A 15,807-nucleotide genomic window follows, 5' to 3' on the forward strand; every position below is an offset into this window, starting at 1 on the left:
CTATTTAGAGAACTCCACAAAAAAGATGATCCAATCTTGTGGGATGGGCATCTTGCCCGTCCTTATATTATTAGCGGGCTTTTCGGCCCGCACCACAAGAAATTTTGGGATATTTTTTTAATTGGAGAACTCTTATTCCAAAAATTTAGGACGATTTTGTTGATTTAACTTGAGTTTGTCTTCTAAAAGAAGCCACTTTTCTTGTGAAACTAAGTCAATAAATTCATCTAGGTTTTGACGATATTGATGTAGTGAATTAATCAATGCTTGACGATTATATTGTGCCATCATTACTCCTAATTCTGGATTACCAGCACCAACACGGCTGGTATCACAAAATCCTGAACTAGCTAGGTTTTGAGCTAATTGAAAAATTTCTGGATCTGTTTCACTCAAACAAGCAGCCATCAAAGAGGCACTAACGATGACAGGTAAATGGGAGATCCAACTCACAGCCCGGTCATGTTTTTCTGGCTGACAATGGTAGATAATAGAACCTAGCGATCGCACAATTTCCTCTAAAACTGAAATTGCATCAGTTGGCGTTGTAGCTACTGGTGTCAGTACATAAGGACGATTCACAAACAAATTTCGTTGTGCTGCTTCTATACCTGCATCTGTATTTCCCGCCATTGGATGACCACCAATAAAATTATTCCAAAGCGGGGAAATTCCTGCTACTATAGGTGTTTTTACTGAACCTACATCAGTCACAATAGTAGTTGCAGGTAAATAAGCAATTAACTGTTCAACTTGGGGAATAATAAGTCCTATCGGAGTGCAAATAAATACAATATCAGCAGCAGCCAACAGGCTCAATTCCACTGAAGCTTGATCGACAATGCCGAGATCAATAGCTTTTTTACAGGTTGATTCACGACGACTAACTCCTAGAACATGATTTCCTTGGGAACGTAAATCAAATCCTAATGAGCCACCTATCAGTCCCAGTCCCAAAATACCAATTTTCATTTTTACCGCTGACAACTAAAATTTGACTTATTCTCTGCATACTTTACCAACTATTAAGGTTGGCATCTGAGAGGTAGATTCATGACCATAGAGGAATTACTAGCAAAATATGCGACGGGAGTTTTAGATTTTAGTGGCGCTGACCTACCAGAAGTTAACTTGAGTGGTGCTAAACTAACCGGCATTAATCTCAGCAAAGCTAATTTGAGCGTAGCTAACCTTAGTGGTGCAACTCTCAATGACGCTAACTTCAGCGAAACTAAGTTCAATGTAGCCAGACTGAGTAGCGCCAATCTTTCTGGTGCTATTCTCAACAACTCTAGCCTCAACGTTGCCAATTTGATTCGAGCAGATCTCAGTCGCACTCAACTACGTCATGCTTCCTTTGTGCGGGCTGAGTTAATCCGCACTAATTTCAGTCGTGCTGATATGTATGAGGCCAATCTCAATCATGCTGACTTACGAGAAGCTACACTCCGACAAGTGAATCTCCGTAACGCCAATTTGAGCGAAGCCAACTTAAGAGGCGCTTGTTTTCAAGAAGCTAATTTAGAAATGGCTAACTTAAACGCCTCTGATTTGACTTCCTGTGACTTGAGTGGAGCAAATTTACGAGACAGTGAACTCAGACAAGCCAATTTTTGTATGGCTAACCTGAGTGGAGCAGATCTAAGTGGGGTAAATCTCCGTTGGGCGGATTTAAGAGGAGCAAACCTGAGTTGGGCGGATTTAAGCGGAGCAAAACTGAGTGGAGCTAACTTAACCGGGGCGGACTTGAGTAATGCTAATTTAACGAATGCAAGTTTAGTACACGCTAATTTAACTCAGGCAAAATTAATTAAAGTTGAATGGATGGGCGCTGACTTAACAGGCTGTACCTTAACTGGTTCTAAACTTTATGCTACCCCTCGTTTTGGTTTGAAGACTGAAGGGATCAAATGCGAATGGGTTGATTTGTCTGCTACAGGCGATCGCACAATCATTCAAAATTTTAATGGTGATGAATCACGAGACTTTTTTAATGCCACTCCGCCCACTATTCGTATTATTGTTGATCTACCATTAGAGCATGAGGCAAATTTTGTCCTCGCTGGTGCTTATTACCAAATTGCTCAAGAGTATGATGCCATGATACAACCGGCTAGTGTAGAAAACGGCAGCCGCAGAACAGTTTTTACTTTTCGAGTTGATAAAGACGAAAATTTATTATCAACTGCTTTTATGGCAATTCTACCTTTTAAGGATGCCAGCGCCACTCAAAAAAGTATCTATATGTTGGTAGATATGATGCGTCAAGAAGCGATGAATAACCAGAGTTTTAAATCACCCGCACTTGTTAAAAAACTCATCTTCCTACTAGAGGAAGCTATGCATAAATCTAAAAACATTAAACAGACGAAAAAAAACTTAGAAGTGGCCGCGAGATTAAAATTCTTTAAAGCGCCAACCCAGACAATTTTAACAAATTCTAATGCTCGATGTTTGACTATTTATGATCATCCCAACTTTGGTAAACGATTTGTGAATCGGACTATTAGTAATTTCAATGATGAAATATTAGATGAATCAGAATATATTATGCCTTCGTTAAAAATGGCAATAGATTTTATCCAAGGTTTTTACGTCATTAACCAGCAGTAATTGGTGATAACACAGCAGGAGTCAGGAGTCAGAATTCAGGAGTCAGAAGGAGAAGAGTGTTATTCAGCACACTCTAAATAGGGTTTGCTGATATCGTAAGCCATATAAACCAAAAGCCTAGATATATCAACAGTTTCAGGCTGAAAAAGTTGGAGAAGGTGCAAGTCATAAGCGATGAAATCATCAAAAATCGTTCATTTACCCAAATTCGATACTATTTCTGATCTCAGGGCTGTTTCATTCTAAGATTTGACATTTTATGTATTTACAAGAATACGTCGTTTGAGGCTTTAGAGGGTTGATCTGACGACGGCTAAGAACACCTAAATTCGGTGCTGAAATATAGAATGAAATAACCCTGATTCTGATCTCCTTCTAATTCTTCCTCCTGACTCCTGACTCCTGACTCCTAGCCCTAACGAAAAGACTTTTTCAGCATACTCTAAATAAATTACTGGAAAAAGAAAATGCGCGATCGCTTGAATCGAATGATGGGGAAAACTCGCTATGTCGTCTGTCGCCTATTCCTGCACTTAAGCGGGGGTGAAGTAGCACCAGTTCTGGGTGTACTCAATCGTGCTGCACGGCAAGCAATGGACGCTGAAGGCGATTTAGAAGTTTTGGGAGAAGAATTGGTCGCCATTTGTCAAAACCTTCTCCAATATGATGACTACTGGACATCAGCCGCTAATGAAGGTGATGTTTTTTGGAGTGAAGGAGAAGCCGGAGATTATGTCAATGAATTATTTACCGACTCAGCCCAAAGATATCTCAGTGAACCAGATTTTAGTTCGGCTTCTGGTTTCGATGAACCTTTATCTATCCCTGTCACCCGCAATGTAGTTGTCATGCTAACAGTGGCCTATGAGGGAGAAGTACCGCAATTAGAAACAGACCTTTCTAACATCCAGGCATTAAAAGAAGGTTTCAAAGCTCTCATCAATCTGCACTACAAACATAACCTCCAAGCTATCCAAGTGCATTTTTCACCCGCACAGTTAGGAGATGAACTGACTAACGATCAGTTATTGCAGTATTTTCCTGAATTGATTCCCTTATAACTTTTTGGTTAGTCTATATTTACCACCTGCATTCATCACTTTAGGAAAATCATGTAATGCTCATGACCATAGCACGTAAATTTACAGTCATTTTATTATCTCTGACCTTGTGCTTAACAACCGTTGCCTGTGGAGGTGGAAACCAAACTACATCTTCATCTCCAACAAACAATGTTAGCCAAACTGCTACCCCCACCAAGATAAGTGATGGACAGTACCCCATACAACAAGCCTCTTATAACGATGCCAACGGGGAATATACGCTGTTTTTACTCAATAGTCAGCCCCCGACCTTTGCCACCGAAAAATTACAAATGGCACGGCTGACTGATGAAGAAATCAAAGAGGGCAAAAAAACTTACCTAAAAGTAGAAAAAGGAGAACCAGCTTTATACCTGACAGAAGATTTTAAAATTGAGTACGTTCATAACGTCACTGAAACTAAAACTAATCCCCAAACAGGACAACAGGAAACCGTTGTTGTTCGCCGGGAATCTAACTTTTGGACACCCTTTGCCGCTTCTTTAGCTGGTAACGTCGCAGGTCAAGCAATTGGTAGCCTTTTATTTAGACCTCAGTATTATGTGCCTCCTGTTTATCAATCAGGTGGGATTATGAGTGGTTACGGTGGATATGGTTCTACCTATAACCAAGCGGTTTCCAGCTATCGCACTCGTTACAATGAACCACCCGCAGCCGTGAGAAATCGCACTGCTTTCCGCACTACAGGGACAATCAGAAACCCCTCTAGACAGGTTCGCACGACACCCCGCACAAATACAGGTAGATCGACTGGTTCCGGTTTTGGTGGTAGTACCCTCCGTCCTTCCGGTAACTCTAACTCTACTCCTCGTCGCAATTCTGGTAGTAGTTTTGGTAGTGGTGGACGTTCTTCTGGTAGCCGGTCTTCTGGATTTGGTAGTAGAAGCAGAAGAAGGTAATTCGTAATTCGTAATTCGTAATTCGTAATTCGTAATTATTAGCTCAATTACAAATTACGAATTCGTTTTTTAAACTGCTACAGTTACAGGTTGCGGCCAGCGTCCCATGACTTTGGTAATCACGGACAACTCTTGCATCAAATGATCAAAACGGTCTGGTGTTAAAGATTGGGGCCCATCAGATAAGGCTTTGGCAGGATTGGGATGTACCTCAATCATGAGAGAATCTGTACCAGCTGCGATCGCAGCCATAGCCATAGAAGGAACAAATTCAGACCAACCAGTACCATGACTGGGATCAATCATAATTGGTAGGTGAGTCAGCTTTCTCAACACCGGCACAACCGACAAATCTAGAGTATTGCGGGTATACTGGCGGTCAAAAGTTCTAATTCCCCGTTCACACAAAATCACATTAGGATTACCCGCAGCCAAAATATACTCAGCCGCCATTAACCAGTCTTCAATTGTCGCCGCCATGCCTCGTTTTAAAAGCACTGGTTTCGGTTGCGCCCCAACTTTTTTGAGCATGGAGAAATTCTGCATATTTCTCGCACCCACTTGAATGACATCGGCAACTTCGCCAATTTTCTCCAAGTCTTCAGTATCCATCACTTCGGTAATAATGCCGAGTCCGCTCACTTCCCGCGCCTTAGCTAACAATTCCAAAGCACTTTCGCCGTGACCTTGAAAAGCATAAGGTGAAGTCCGGGGTTTGTATGCCCCACCACGCAAAAACTTAGCGCCAGCAGCCTTAACACGCCGAGCCGTCTCCACAATCATTTCTTCATTTTCTACAGAGCAAGGCCCTGCCACAACTACCAAAGGATGGTGTTGACCAAACACCACATTTCCATCGGGAGTCTTCACCACCACCTCCGAAGCTTCCCCATGACGGAACTGGCGACTAGCCCGCTTGTAAGGTACTTCTACTCGTAAAACTTGCTCAATCCATTGACTCAATTCCTGAATTTGCAAGGGGTCTAAGTTAGCAGTTTCACCTACTAGAGCTATTACTACTTTATGCTTGCCAATGATTTTTTCTGGTGTTAATCCCCAGCTAGTTAATTCTTCTTCAATACGGTCTATTTCGGCTTGCGGGGAACCAACTTTCATAACAACAATCATGTTAAAGTTCCTATGTATTTGGGTAGATTATTTAGCGATTCAGTAATGTAGTTTGATTTAGTAAGAATTCAGAAGTTAGAGATACCAAAAAATAAATTATTCAAATATTTTTATATAAAAAAATGTAGCGCTCGGTACTTTCTTCTGAATATTGGGTATAAACAAGACAATATATATTTTTCTTAATATTGATGTTGAAGTGATAAAATTTCAACTTCAACATTCATTCTTCAATTTACCCAATATTGCAGTTATCTAGATACCTGAGCGCTGATTCTCAGACGTTCTTGCTGCGAGTTTCGCGCCAAACCTCGATCATCCTTCCCCAGTTGGTACTAAACTCATCTAAACCTAGTAAATTTCCAGGTCTTTCTTCATCCCAAGAGGCAGAAAGAACACCATAGGTTATCCCCAATACCCCTAAACCAAATAATCCCATATTTACTAATAACACAGCGATGGGAGGTAGTTGGATATGGGCATATATGACCAGTAGATAACTGGCAACAAGACTGACAATACCCAAAGTTGTGGGTACACCACAAAACGCAGCCACTCGGCGGATCATCCGTTGGCTAACAACCTCAGGAATAGCCATTTCTTCCTTGGTGAAGGGTGGCTGCTTTTGCGTCTGTTTACCAGACTCCTGTGGCTTGGGGGCGGGTTGAGTTTTAGCCTTTACTGGTTTTGGGCGCTTTTTGTTTGGCTCAAAAGGTAAGCGACTACGTTCTGATTCTTCAGCAGGCATAAGCAGCAATTCCTAACCACGAATACCGAGACGAGCAATCAAAGCTTGATACTTTTCCCGACTGCCCTTTTGGATATAGCTGAGAAGACGCTTGCGTTGTCCAATCATCTTCAATAATCCTCTGCGGGAGGAATGGTCTTTCTTATTAGCTTGGAGATGTTGACTGAGGCGGTTAATGCGATCAGTCAACATAGCGATTTGGACATCGGCCGAACCGGTGTCGGTTTCATGGACTTGGTAGCCCGAAATAAGTTCTTGTTTGCGCTGTTGCGTCAGAGCCATGAGCGATTAAATTGTGATTTTTTCTAAATGTATGCAGCAGTCTCCCATAATATCACAGCCTTCAATCTGTGTGGTGAATTAGCTTTGTGACTACTGAGATGCTGGCTTTTGAGCAATTTGCCCTTCTCAAAGCGATCGCTATTGTTCTATTTCCTCTACAACCCCGTTTAAAAATATATAAATAAACCTCAGCGACCCTCCGCGTTAACCTCAGCGTTCCTCTGCGTTAAAAAAAGCTCTTAGCTCACCCTAGGAATCGCACTCTCAAGACCAAGAAATGCGATCGCTTTAGGCAGTTACCTTCATGCGATCGCACATCGCTCTTCCTAACTAAACAGATTGATCACAGCACTTACCAAACTGTGAGTAATCGGTAAACTATCAACCACCATCGCCAGACACAACAGCATCATGTAGGAGATGGAATAAAGAAACAACTCTCTAGCTTTAGTCCGATCTTCGGGATTTTGCAGCAAGCGCCAGGCTTTGTGAACAAATATTCCTCCCAATGTCAAAGCCACAAAGGCATAAACAACACCACTGGCGTGTAAAGGATAAAACAATAGTACTGTGGCAGTTACGGTAATCACCGTGTAATACCAAATTTGCCGGACAGTGGCTTCATCACCTGCTACCACTGGTAACATAGGTATGCCCACCTTGGCGTAATCATCACGAATCATCAAAGCCAAAGCCCAGAAATGAGGCGGAGTCCATAAAAAGACGATCGCAAAAATTAGCCATGCCGCCCAGCTTAAAGTATCAGTTACAGCCGCCCAACCCACCAAAGCTGGGATTGCTCCCGCAGCACCACCAATGACGATATTTTGAGTGCTGTGGCGTTTCAGCCAGTGGGTATAGACCAAAATGTAAAAAATAATGCCAGAAAAAGCCAAAAGTGCTGCTAATAAATTTGCAAATACTGTGAGGATGGTAAAAGAACCAACAGCCAGAGCGATCGCAAAAATTAAAGCATCACGGGGCTGAACCCTACCAGAAGGCATAGGACGATGGCGCGTCCGTTCCATGTCGTAATCTATATCTCGGTCATAGATACAGTTAATCGTCTGAGCGCTAGCAGCAGCCAAAGTACCACCAATTAGTGTTACTAGCAACAACAAAGGGTCTACTTGTCCCTGAGCAGCAATCCACATACTCCCAGCCGTAGTAATTAACAGCAACGGAATAATCCGGGGCTTAGTTAGCTGGTAGTAGCTTTGAACAACTTGTAGAAATGTATCGTGGTGGCGAGAGACATTAGTCTCAATCATGTCGGCTCTACTTCCTTTCTCAGTTATCAATTACGAGGTGACTAGGTGACAGGTGACAGATGACAGGTGACAGGTGACAGTAAGAAGGGAATAGAGACGAATTTTGCCAATTACCAATTACCAATTACCCATTACCAATTACTAGCAACTTGAGTTACTAAGTGTTCTGTCGCGGAGTGATAAAACTGTGAACACAACCAAAGTACCCAGCAAAGTAGCACCTACAGCTTGGTGAGTCACAGTCAGAGGTTCAACTTGTAGATGTAGCCGGAAAGTCGCAACTCCCAACAGTAGTTGTAAAATCAACAGACTACCAGCCATATTTGCCAGTCGGCGCAAAGCTGGATGTAAAGCGGGTGTCCGCCAAGAGATAAAAACTATTGCCAAAATAGCCACCGTTGGTGGCAGCAAACCTACAATATGGCTGTACATCACTCCACAAAGCTGAGAATCACCAAAACATTGGTGTACAGCCCAGCGAGAACCGACAACAGCCCCTAGTAGACTTTGCAAGTAAACGAAAATAGAGGCAGTTAAACCCACCCAAGGCAGCTTACCAACCGTTCCAGTCCCTTGATATGGGCTAAGTGCTGTACCGATGACTAAGAGAGTAGTGAAAAACAATAGTGCCGTTCCCAAATGGGCGGTAACAATATCAAACCGCAGCAATTCAGTAACAGTAAGTCCCCCCAAAACGCCTTGAAAGACAATTAAAAACAGGGCGAATGTAGAAGCCCAAGGTAGCCAGTTGGGTAAAACACGACGATGCCACCAGGATAAACCCGAAAGTGCGATCGCGCTAAAACCAATCAAAGCTGCATCTAATCTGTGAAACCACTCCAAAAACACCTGGAGATTCATTTGCTTGGCAGGCACCAATTCCCCATAGCACAGAGGCCAATCGGGGCAAGCAAGTCCAGCATTCATCACGCGGGTAGCACTGCCTATGGCCATCAAAATCAAGGTGGCTATGCAAATCTTCCACACCAAGCGACGAATTACTTCCTTGGGGCTATTGTGTTGGGCAGCCGCTTCATTTTGTTGTTGTAGGACAAATTCGTTCATCAACGATACCTTCCGCCCGCTTGAGGTAGATATTCTTATAAATTATCTATTTGAGTCAATCCAGACCTATCTACACCCTAACCTATGAGCTAAGATTTATAGATTGGCTTCCGCTTTTACTTATACTTTGAATCACTTCAGGTACTTTTATCTGTAAGATTTAGGTATTTTTTAAGATATGAATAATTAATTAATGGCAATTCTTAAGAATTTACTAAAATTTTCCAAAAATTCTTCTATATAATTGTCATTATTTGTTAGCGATATCACATAAATCCCTTTTACTCAAGATTACTCAACTTATTAAAAAAATTAATAAAAATTTCAGACATTGAGACCCTATATTCTATAGTCTGCACTACCTTAGTAAGTGAGTGACTTTGAAATAACGTAGTAAATTCAGTTAAGTAAGCCGTGAAAATTCCAAGTTCGATCTGGACATTACTCATTGGCATTGTGCTAACCTTAGCCAGCCTTTGGTACGGTCAAAATCACGGTCTGTTACCCACAGCCGCATCTGATGAAGCCATCTTAGTAGATGGTCTATTCAACACGATGATGATCGTCTCTACAGGTATCTTTCTACTTGTTGAAGGTATTTTAATTTATGCTGCATTTAAATACCGCCGCCGTGCGGGTGACAATGAAGATGGGCCAGCAATTGAGGGTAATGTACCTCTAGAAATACTCTGGACGGCGATCCCAGCGATTATCGTCCTCGGTATTTCTGTTTATAGCTTTGATGTCTACAACGAAATCGGTGGCTTTGATCCTCATGCAGTCCATGCTGCCCCGGAAATGCCGATGATGCAAGAATCAATGTCAATGCCAGGAACAGCTATTGCTGCCACTTTAAGCGATACACCTCCTAGCACTGAACCAAACCTGATTGCCCAAGTAGATAATGTCACTCCCCAACAAGGGGAAAAGCCATCACAATTAGTCGTTAACGTCTCTGCACTCCAGTATGCTTGGATTTTCACTTATCCAGATACAGGCGTGACAACTGGTGAACTCCATATACCCGTCGGTCAACAAGTGGAAATGAATATGACAGCTAACGATGTCATCCATGCCTTCTGGGTTCCAGAATTTCGCCTCAAACAAGATGTGATCCCCGGTAGACAAAGTGAGATTCGCTTCACACCCAATAAGGTGGGTGAGTATACCTTAATTTGTGCTGAACTTTGTGGACCATACCACGGGGCGATGAGAACACAAGTAGTGGTAGAGTCCCAAGAGGCTTATGACACTTGGATGCAAGAACAGCTAGTTGCTAGTAAGGAAACCCTGAATCAAGCCGTTGCCGTTAACCCGACGGATTTATCCGCAGATGAATTTCTCGCCCCCTACACTAAGGACATGGGAATTCATTCAGAAATGCTGCCTTTCCACAGAAGTTCAGAAGTTGTAGGATTTGCAGGAGTTACAGAATAATTCTCTTGTTCTCTGTCTTGAAGATATTTAACAGGGAATTAGGAAAATTTTAAACTCCTGACTCCTGACTCCTGACTCCTGACTCCTGACTCCTGAACTCCTGAACTCCTTATTCAGACTATGACACAAGCACAGTTACAAGAAACTGCTAATATCCCTGCTCATATTGAAGAAGAAGGGGAAAGACATTGGCGTGACTTCTTTGGCTTTAGTACCGATCATAAAGTGATTGGTATTCAATACTTAGTCACTTCGTTTATTTTTTACTGTATTGGCGGCGTGATGGCTGACTTAGTGCGGACAGAATTACGTACTCCTGACGTAGATTTTGTTACTCCAGAAGTCTATAACAGCCTGTTTACACTCCACGCCACTATCATGATTTTCCTGTGGATCGTACCAGCAGGGGCAGGTTTTGCTAACTATCTCATTCCCTTGATGATTGGGGCTAGGGATATGGCTTTCCCCCGCTTGAATGCTGTGGCTTTTTGGATGATTCCGCCAGCGGGTATATTGCTCATCGCTAGTTTAGTAGTGGGTGATGCCCCAGATGCCGGTTGGACTTCCTACCCTCCTTTGAGCTTGGTAACAGGTCAAGTGGGTGAGGCTATTTGGATTATGAGTGTCTTACTGTTGGGTACGTCTTCGATTTTGGGGGCAATTAATTTTATTGTCACCCTGCTGAAAATGCGTGTTCCTAGCATGGGTATCTATCAATTGCCTTTGTTTTGCTGGTCAATGTTCGCAACTTCCGCACTGGTATTGATATCGACACCTGTTTTAGCGGGAGCGTTGATTCTCCTTTCCTTTGACTTATTGGCAGGGACAACATTTTTTAATCCGACTGGTGGTGGTGATCCGGTGGTGTACCAGCATATGTTCTGGTTTTACTCGCACCCTGCGGTTTACATTATGATTTTGCCGTTTTTTGGGGCAATTTCGGAAATTCTGCCAGTTCATGCTCGCAAACCAATTTTTGGCTATAAAGCGATCGCTTTTTCGTCTCTAGCTATCAGCTTTTTGGGTCTAATTGTCTGGGCGCATCATATGTTTACCAGCGGTATCCCTGGCTGGTTACGAATGTTTTTTATGATCACCACAATGATCATTGCTGTACCCACGGGCATTAAAATTTTTGGTTGGTTAGCAACCATCTGGGGCGGCAAAATCCGTCTCAATAGTCCCATGTTGTTTGCAATGGGCTTTTTAGGAACTTTTGTAATTGGCGGTATCAGTGGCGTAATGTTGGCATCTGTGCCTTTTGATATTCACGTTCACGATACTTACTTTGTAGTGGCACACCTGCACTACGTTCTCTTTGGTGGTAGCGTTTTAGGGATCTTTGCCGCTATCTACCACTGGTTCCCGAAAATGACGGGAAGAATGATCAATGAATTTTGGGGTAAGGTTCACTTTGTTTTAACCATTGTTGGTCTAAATATGACCTTTTTACCCATGCACAAGCTAGGCATGATGGGTATGAATCGCCGTATTGCCCAATATGACCCCAAATTTACATCATTGAATGAAATTTGCACTTACGGGTCTTATATTCTCGCCATTTCCACATTACCCTTTATTATCAATGCAATTTGGAGTTGGTTATACGGGCCTAAAGCTGGTAACAACCCATGGCAAGGACTCACTCTAGAGTGGATGACTACTTCACCACCAGCAATAGAGAATTTTGAAAAACTGCCCGTATTGACTACTGGCCCTTATGACTATGGTGTCGGTGAGAAAAAAGTTGATGTCAGTGCAGTGTTAAGCGTTCAACCTGACGAACCATATCCAACCATTGAGTCTGGTGTGTAATTAATAATTCGTAATTTTCTTTAATTACGAATTACGAATTACGAATTATCCATTACCAATTTAAAAATTCATGCAAAGTCAGATAATTGACACAGCACAAGTTGAACAAAATCATCACCACGCAGCATCTGTTGACCATCATGAAGCACATCCAGATCATCGGATGTTTGGGTTGGTTGTCTTCTTGATTGCTGAGGGGATGATTTTTGTAGGGATGTTCGGGGCTTATTTAGCTTTCCGTTCTATCTTACCTGTCTGGCCTCCCGCAGGTACACCAGAGTTAGAACTTTTGCTACCTGGTGTGAATACCATTATTTTGATTAGCAGCAGTTTTGTCATGCATAAGGGTGATACTGCGATCAAAACTAATGATGTCAAAGGAATGCGGACTTGGTTGGCCATTACTGCCGCTATGGGTGCGATTTTCTTGATGGGTCAGGTTTATGAATACACCCATTTAGAATTTGGTTTAACTACAAATTTATTTGCCAGTGCATTTTACGTCTTAACTGGCTTCCACGGACTGCACGTAACTATTGGAGTATTGGCGATTTTAGCAGTTTTGTGGCGATCGCGCACTCCCGGTCACTACAGCAACGAAAAGCACTTCGGTATTGAAGCCGCTGAACTGTACTGGCACTTTGTAGACGTAATTTGGATCATTCTGTTTGGATTACTGTATCTACTTTAAGTATTAATTACTTGGTTGTTCACTCTACTTGAATAACTTACATTCCCCCACCCAGGGGGTTTTTTATTGCCATTTATTCAGATTAAAATTGAGGTTTAATATAGGCATCCCATATAGTTTTCAATTGGTCTGCATCTGATCCAAAAATTAGTCCGATTTTAGCTATTAACAAAGATTTTTCTAAGCAATCAAGTCTAGATAAACGCACAGTTGAGGGAATACGCAGACCAGCAATTTTCCAATCATTTAACACTACATCCGTTTGTGTGCGTGGTTGTGCAGAAGTAACCACTGCGGCTATCACATCATCTCCATCTAACCAAAGTATAAGAATAGGGCGTTTTTTAGAACTTATACCATTGGTAAAGGGAATATCAGCCACCCAGAATTCACCCGGATGTATAGTCATCATAAAGTCCCTCATCTGCTGAAGAGTAGCCTTTTAAAAATGCGTCATGGCCGCGAGTAATTACCAAATGATTAGGCTTTGGTTGGATAGTAATTATCCAATTTCCTGCGCCTATACTTTCTAATAATGATTCTGGTAAAGCCAACTTTTCCCCTGGGTTAAGTTCAACTTCATAAGTGATATTAACTATTTTATTTTTCATAAAACCTCATGGGATGCGGGAAACTCAGTCTCTTCAAGGCTGAAAGGGAAGCGGCTCAAGGAATTTTAATCCCCGTCCATCCTAAAATGCGTAATATGCTTGGAAGAATTCGTTTAAATTTATTGTACTCCAGGCAATCAAAACAGCCTAGCAATCTATTTATTGAAGTTTTATAGCGATCGCGCACTCCCGGACACTACAGCAACGAAAAGCACTTCGGTATTGAAGCCGCTGAACTGTACTGGCACTTTGTAGATGTAATTTGGATCATTCTGTTCGGATTACTATATCTACTTTAGGTATTAATTACTTAGTTGTTCACTCCACTTGAATAACTTATCAACCTCCATTTGGGGGTTTTTTTATAGGTTTTTTACCGACTCCGCCAAATATGAATTTTCCCATCAAATCCACCACTAGACAGAAATTGCCCGTCACGACTAAAAGCAATATCCTCAATGGGCTGCGCTAACGCATTCACCGACTTACTCTGACTATCAAAAGTATTTTTTAACTCACCCGTAGTTAAATCCCACAGCTTAATTCCATCTTTGCCACCACTGGCTAGGGTTTTACCATCAGGATGAATAGCAACAGTGTTCACCCAATTATTATGTCCGGTGAGGGTGTGGATTCGTTCACCACTGTTGACATTCCAAACTTTGATGCTGGCATCCCGACTGGCACTAACTAAAGCTTCGCCATTGGGTGTAAAAGCTAACCCAGTTACTATTTGAGAATGTGCCACAAATGCTCGGATTAATTTGTTACTACGCAAATCCCATAGCTTAACTACACCTTTATTATCACCACTAGCCAAGGTCTGCCCATCAGGACTAAGAGCTAGGGTGTAAATTATATTATCAAAGCGTACCAAGGTAGCTAGTGGCATTTGTCGTTTTAAATCCCACAAGCGAATCCCATCTAAACCACCACTGGCAAGAACTTTGCTATCAGCAGAAACCGCTAAAGACAATATTGGACTTGTATGTCCAACGAAGGAACGGCTAAACTGAAGATTTTTGAGATTCCAAAGGTTAATTCTGTAGTCACTACCACAACTAATCAGAGTTTCACCATTGGGAGTAATCAAGATAGAGTCTACAGATCCTTGATGCGCTCTGTTAATTTTACCCGAATTTTTGCCCTTTTGAGGATTCCAGAAGCGAATTATACCCTCATTTTCTGCCCCACCAGTGACCAAAAGTTTAGCATTTGGGCTAAAAGCTAGGGATTTAATAGCACCTGTATGCCCGATTAAGGTGTGAAGTAGTTGGGGATTAGCAAAAGTTTTACTATCTGGGGAGTTTGTCTTTAATTCATCAGCAGCGTAAGCAGGATGACTGTAAAACTCTTGATTCATAGGAATTGACAGAGCTACAGATGTCATGAATACCAAACTGATACAAGACCGAATAACCGTATTAATTCCCCTTCTTTCTTCACTTCTCACACTTTATCCTCACCTGTTGACACCTATTGAATTAAATCAAGACTCAATATTCAGTACTCGGTATTCAGCCCTACCTACTGGCGTGGTTTTTTCTTGGAAACGGTCATGATTGGTAAAGGTGGACTGGAAGAGTTAGACGGTAAATAATGTTGCACTACAGGCTCATCTGGTAAAGGGGGACGCTGTTGCATCCGCCATAACTTAAAGGCCAGAGCTATTCCTGTTGTTCCCAAACCAAAAGCGAATAACGACCAGCTATCATCCAAACCCCCAATTAGTGCATCTACTACACCCATGGTGATTAATGCACTAATGATAGGTTCTTTCCGATATGCTGACTTCAAAAAACGAGGTAATACAGCGTTCATCACAGCTTATTCAGTTCCCGTTAACTTTTTGTATAAATTTAACCTAGAATCTAACCTAGAATACCTCACAGGCGATAGATATTTCTGATTTAAGGCTATCAAGGCATATAATATTATAATTTTTTGGGGTTGGAGAGGTAGTGTAGTAATTCCCTATTATGTTTAGTAATTTCCTGCCAATCATATAGCAGGTGACAGCAGGTAAGAAACTTGATTAAATCTTGAACCGAAACTTCCGTAACACAAATCCCGTCAACCAAGATACAAATATAGGAATCCGGTTTGATTTTTGTTCATTATACTGAGACTCAATCATTGATTCG

Annotated in this window: 16 protein-coding genes and 1 pseudogene; 7 read left to right on the plus strand and 10 right to left on the minus strand. The window is 41.9% G+C overall.

Going from position 1 to position 15,807, the window contains the following annotated elements:
• Positions 1 to 132 precede the first annotated feature (132 nt).
• Entirely contained in the window at positions 133 to 972 is an 840-nt protein-coding gene (locus ACOWPH_RS17995; RefSeq protein WP_015216752.1) for a prephenate/arogenate dehydrogenase, read from the minus strand.
• 81 nt (positions 973 to 1,053) lie between these two features.
• Here ACOWPH_RS17995 and ACOWPH_RS18000 point away from each other — a divergent pair, with 81 nt between their 5' ends.
• The 3 genes from ACOWPH_RS18000 (at position 1,054) to ACOWPH_RS18010 (ending at position 4,615) form a co-directional block, all read left to right on the plus strand.
• Entirely contained in the window at positions 1,054 to 2,613 is a 1,560-nt protein-coding gene (locus ACOWPH_RS18000) for a pentapeptide repeat-containing protein (protein WP_015216753.1), read from the plus strand.
• 467 nt (positions 2,614 to 3,080) lie between these two features.
• A complete protein-coding gene (locus ACOWPH_RS18005) occupies positions 3,081 to 3,674 on the plus strand; it encodes a DUF1517 domain-containing protein (RefSeq protein ID WP_015216754.1) in 594 nt (197 codons plus the stop codon).
• Between the two features lie 56 nt (positions 3,675 to 3,730).
• The gene (locus ACOWPH_RS18010; RefSeq protein ID WP_015216755.1) at positions 3,731 to 4,615 is read left to right on the plus strand and encodes a hypothetical protein; all 885 of its coding nucleotides are present in this window, start codon (positions 3,731 to 3,733) and stop codon (positions 4,613 to 4,615) included.
• 69 nt (positions 4,616 to 4,684) lie between these two features.
• On the opposite strand, the gene aroF is transcribed toward ACOWPH_RS18010, so the two are convergent.
• From aroF to ACOWPH_RS18035, 5 genes are all read right to left on the minus strand, one after another.
• Positions 4,685 to 5,743, minus strand: coding sequence for a 3-deoxy-7-phosphoheptulonate synthase (gene aroF, locus ACOWPH_RS18015; protein ID WP_015216756.1), 1,059 nt, complete (start codon positions 5,741 to 5,743; stop codon positions 4,685 to 4,687).
• Between the two features lie 277 nt (positions 5,744 to 6,020).
• Entirely contained in the window at positions 6,021 to 6,491 is a 471-nt protein-coding gene (locus ACOWPH_RS18020) for a PAM68 family protein (RefSeq protein WP_015216757.1), read from the minus strand.
• 12 nt (positions 6,492 to 6,503) lie between these two features.
• Positions 6,504 to 6,773 carry a 30S ribosomal protein S15 gene (gene rpsO, locus ACOWPH_RS18025; protein ID WP_015216758.1) on the minus strand — a complete coding sequence of 90 codons (270 nt, stop codon included), beginning with the start codon at positions 6,771 to 6,773 and terminating at the stop codon, positions 6,504 to 6,506.
• 326 nt (positions 6,774 to 7,099) lie between these two features.
• Complete coding sequence (locus ACOWPH_RS18030) at positions 7,100 to 8,044, minus strand: heme o synthase (protein WP_015216759.1); 945 nt, start codon at positions 8,042 to 8,044, stop codon at positions 7,100 to 7,102.
• 141 nt (positions 8,045 to 8,185) lie between these two features.
• Complete coding sequence (locus tag ACOWPH_RS18035) at positions 8,186 to 9,109, minus strand: COX15/CtaA family protein (protein WP_015216760.1); 924 nt, start codon at positions 9,107 to 9,109, stop codon at positions 8,186 to 8,188.
• 414 nt (positions 9,110 to 9,523) lie between these two features.
• On the opposite strand from ACOWPH_RS18035, the gene ACOWPH_RS18040 reads away from it, so the two are divergent.
• The 3 genes from ACOWPH_RS18040 (at position 9,524) to ACOWPH_RS18050 (ending at position 13,052) form a co-directional block, all read left to right on the plus strand.
• Positions 9,524 to 10,546, plus strand: a complete 1,023-nt coding sequence (locus ACOWPH_RS18040; RefSeq protein ID WP_015216761.1) for a cytochrome c oxidase subunit II — start codon at positions 9,524 to 9,526, stop codon at positions 10,544 to 10,546.
• A 120-nt stretch (positions 10,547 to 10,666) separates the two neighbouring features.
• Positions 10,667 to 12,361 carry a cytochrome c oxidase subunit I gene (gene ctaD / locus ACOWPH_RS18045; RefSeq protein WP_015216762.1) on the plus strand — a complete coding sequence of 565 codons (1,695 nt, stop codon included), beginning with the start codon at positions 10,667 to 10,669 and terminating at the stop codon, positions 12,359 to 12,361.
• A 70-nt stretch (positions 12,362 to 12,431) separates the two neighbouring features.
• The gene (locus tag ACOWPH_RS18050; protein WP_015216763.1) at positions 12,432 to 13,052 is read left to right on the plus strand and encodes a cytochrome c oxidase subunit 3; all 621 of its coding nucleotides are present in this window, start codon (positions 12,432 to 12,434) and stop codon (positions 13,050 to 13,052) included.
• Positions 13,053 to 13,134: 82 nt separating this feature from the next.
• Here ACOWPH_RS18050 and ACOWPH_RS18055 read toward each other — a convergent pair whose 3' ends face one another.
• Both ACOWPH_RS18055 and ACOWPH_RS18060 read right to left on the minus strand, forming a co-directional pair.
• A complete protein-coding gene (locus ACOWPH_RS18055) occupies positions 13,135 to 13,464 on the minus strand; it encodes a type II toxin-antitoxin system PemK/MazF family toxin (protein ID WP_015216764.1) in 330 nt (109 codons plus the stop codon).
• Entirely contained in the window at positions 13,442 to 13,663 is a 222-nt protein-coding gene (locus ACOWPH_RS18060; RefSeq protein ID WP_015216765.1) for a hypothetical protein, read from the minus strand. Before ACOWPH_RS18060 ends, ACOWPH_RS18055 begins: the two co-directional genes overlap by 23 nt.
• Positions 13,664 to 13,839: 176 nt before the next feature.
• On the opposite strand from ACOWPH_RS18060, the pseudogene ACOWPH_RS18065 reads away from it, so the two are divergent.
• Positions 13,840 to 13,962, plus strand: a pseudogene (locus ACOWPH_RS18065) (cytochrome c oxidase subunit 3); the annotation flags it as partial.
• A gap of 74 nt (positions 13,963 to 14,036) precedes the next feature.
• Here the strand turns inward: ACOWPH_RS18065 and ACOWPH_RS18070 are convergent.
• The gene (locus ACOWPH_RS18070; RefSeq protein WP_015216766.1) at positions 14,037 to 15,116 is read right to left on the minus strand and encodes a WD40 repeat domain-containing protein; all 1,080 of its coding nucleotides are present in this window, start codon (positions 15,114 to 15,116) and stop codon (positions 14,037 to 14,039) included.
• 74 nt (positions 15,117 to 15,190) lie between these two features.
• Positions 15,191 to 15,484: a hypothetical protein gene (locus tag ACOWPH_RS18075; protein WP_015216767.1), complete on the minus strand. Its 294-nt coding sequence runs from the start codon at positions 15,482 to 15,484 to the stop codon at positions 15,191 to 15,193.
• Between the last annotated feature and the right edge of the window lie 323 nt (positions 15,485 to 15,807).

The organism is Anabaena sp. PCC 7938 (assembly GCF_049315035.1).
Classification (GTDB): Bacteria; Cyanobacteriota; Cyanobacteriia; order Cyanobacteriales; family Nostocaceae; genus Anabaena; species Anabaena cylindrica.

Excerpts from the sequence above, each read along its gene's own strand:
- ACOWPH_RS18055 (WP_015216764.1), bottom strand. The coding sequence starts at position 13,464 with ATGATGACTATACATCCGGGTGAATTCTGGGTGGCTGATATTCCCTTT.
- ACOWPH_RS18035 (WP_015216760.1), bottom strand. The coding sequence starts at position 9,109 with ATGAACGAATTTGTCCTACAACAACAAAATGAAGCGGCTGCCCAACAC.
- ctaD (WP_015216762.1), top strand. The coding sequence starts at position 10,667 with ATGACACAAGCACAGTTACAAGAAACTGCTAATATCCCTGCTCATATT.
- ACOWPH_RS18010 (WP_015216755.1), top strand. The coding sequence starts at position 3,731 with ATGCTCATGACCATAGCACGTAAATTTACAGTCATTTTATTATCTCTG.
- ACOWPH_RS18020 (WP_015216757.1), bottom strand. The coding sequence starts at position 6,491 with ATGCCTGCTGAAGAATCAGAACGTAGTCGCTTACCTTTTGAGCCAAAC.
- ACOWPH_RS18075 (WP_015216767.1), bottom strand. The coding sequence starts at position 15,484 with ATGAACGCTGTATTACCTCGTTTTTTGAAGTCAGCATATCGGAAAGAA.
- ACOWPH_RS18060 (WP_015216765.1), bottom strand. The coding sequence starts at position 13,663 with ATGAAAAATAAAATAGTTAATATCACTTATGAAGTTGAACTTAACCCA.
- ACOWPH_RS18050 (WP_015216763.1), top strand. The coding sequence starts at position 12,432 with ATGCAAAGTCAGATAATTGACACAGCACAAGTTGAACAAAATCATCAC.
- ACOWPH_RS17995 (WP_015216752.1), bottom strand. The coding sequence starts at position 972 with ATGAAAATTGGTATTTTGGGACTGGGACTGATAGGTGGCTCATTAGGA.
- ACOWPH_RS18030 (WP_015216759.1), bottom strand. The coding sequence starts at position 8,044 with ATGATTGAGACTAATGTCTCTCGCCACCACGATACATTTCTACAAGTT.
- aroF (WP_015216756.1), bottom strand. The coding sequence starts at position 5,743 with ATGATTGTTGTTATGAAAGTTGGTTCCCCGCAAGCCGAAATAGACCGT.
- rpsO (WP_015216758.1), bottom strand. The coding sequence starts at position 6,773 with ATGGCTCTGACGCAACAGCGCAAACAAGAACTTATTTCGGGCTACCAA.
- ACOWPH_RS18005 (WP_015216754.1), top strand. The coding sequence starts at position 3,081 with ATGCGCGATCGCTTGAATCGAATGATGGGGAAAACTCGCTATGTCGTC.
- ACOWPH_RS18000 (WP_015216753.1), top strand. The coding sequence starts at position 1,054 with ATGACCATAGAGGAATTACTAGCAAAATATGCGACGGGAGTTTTAGAT.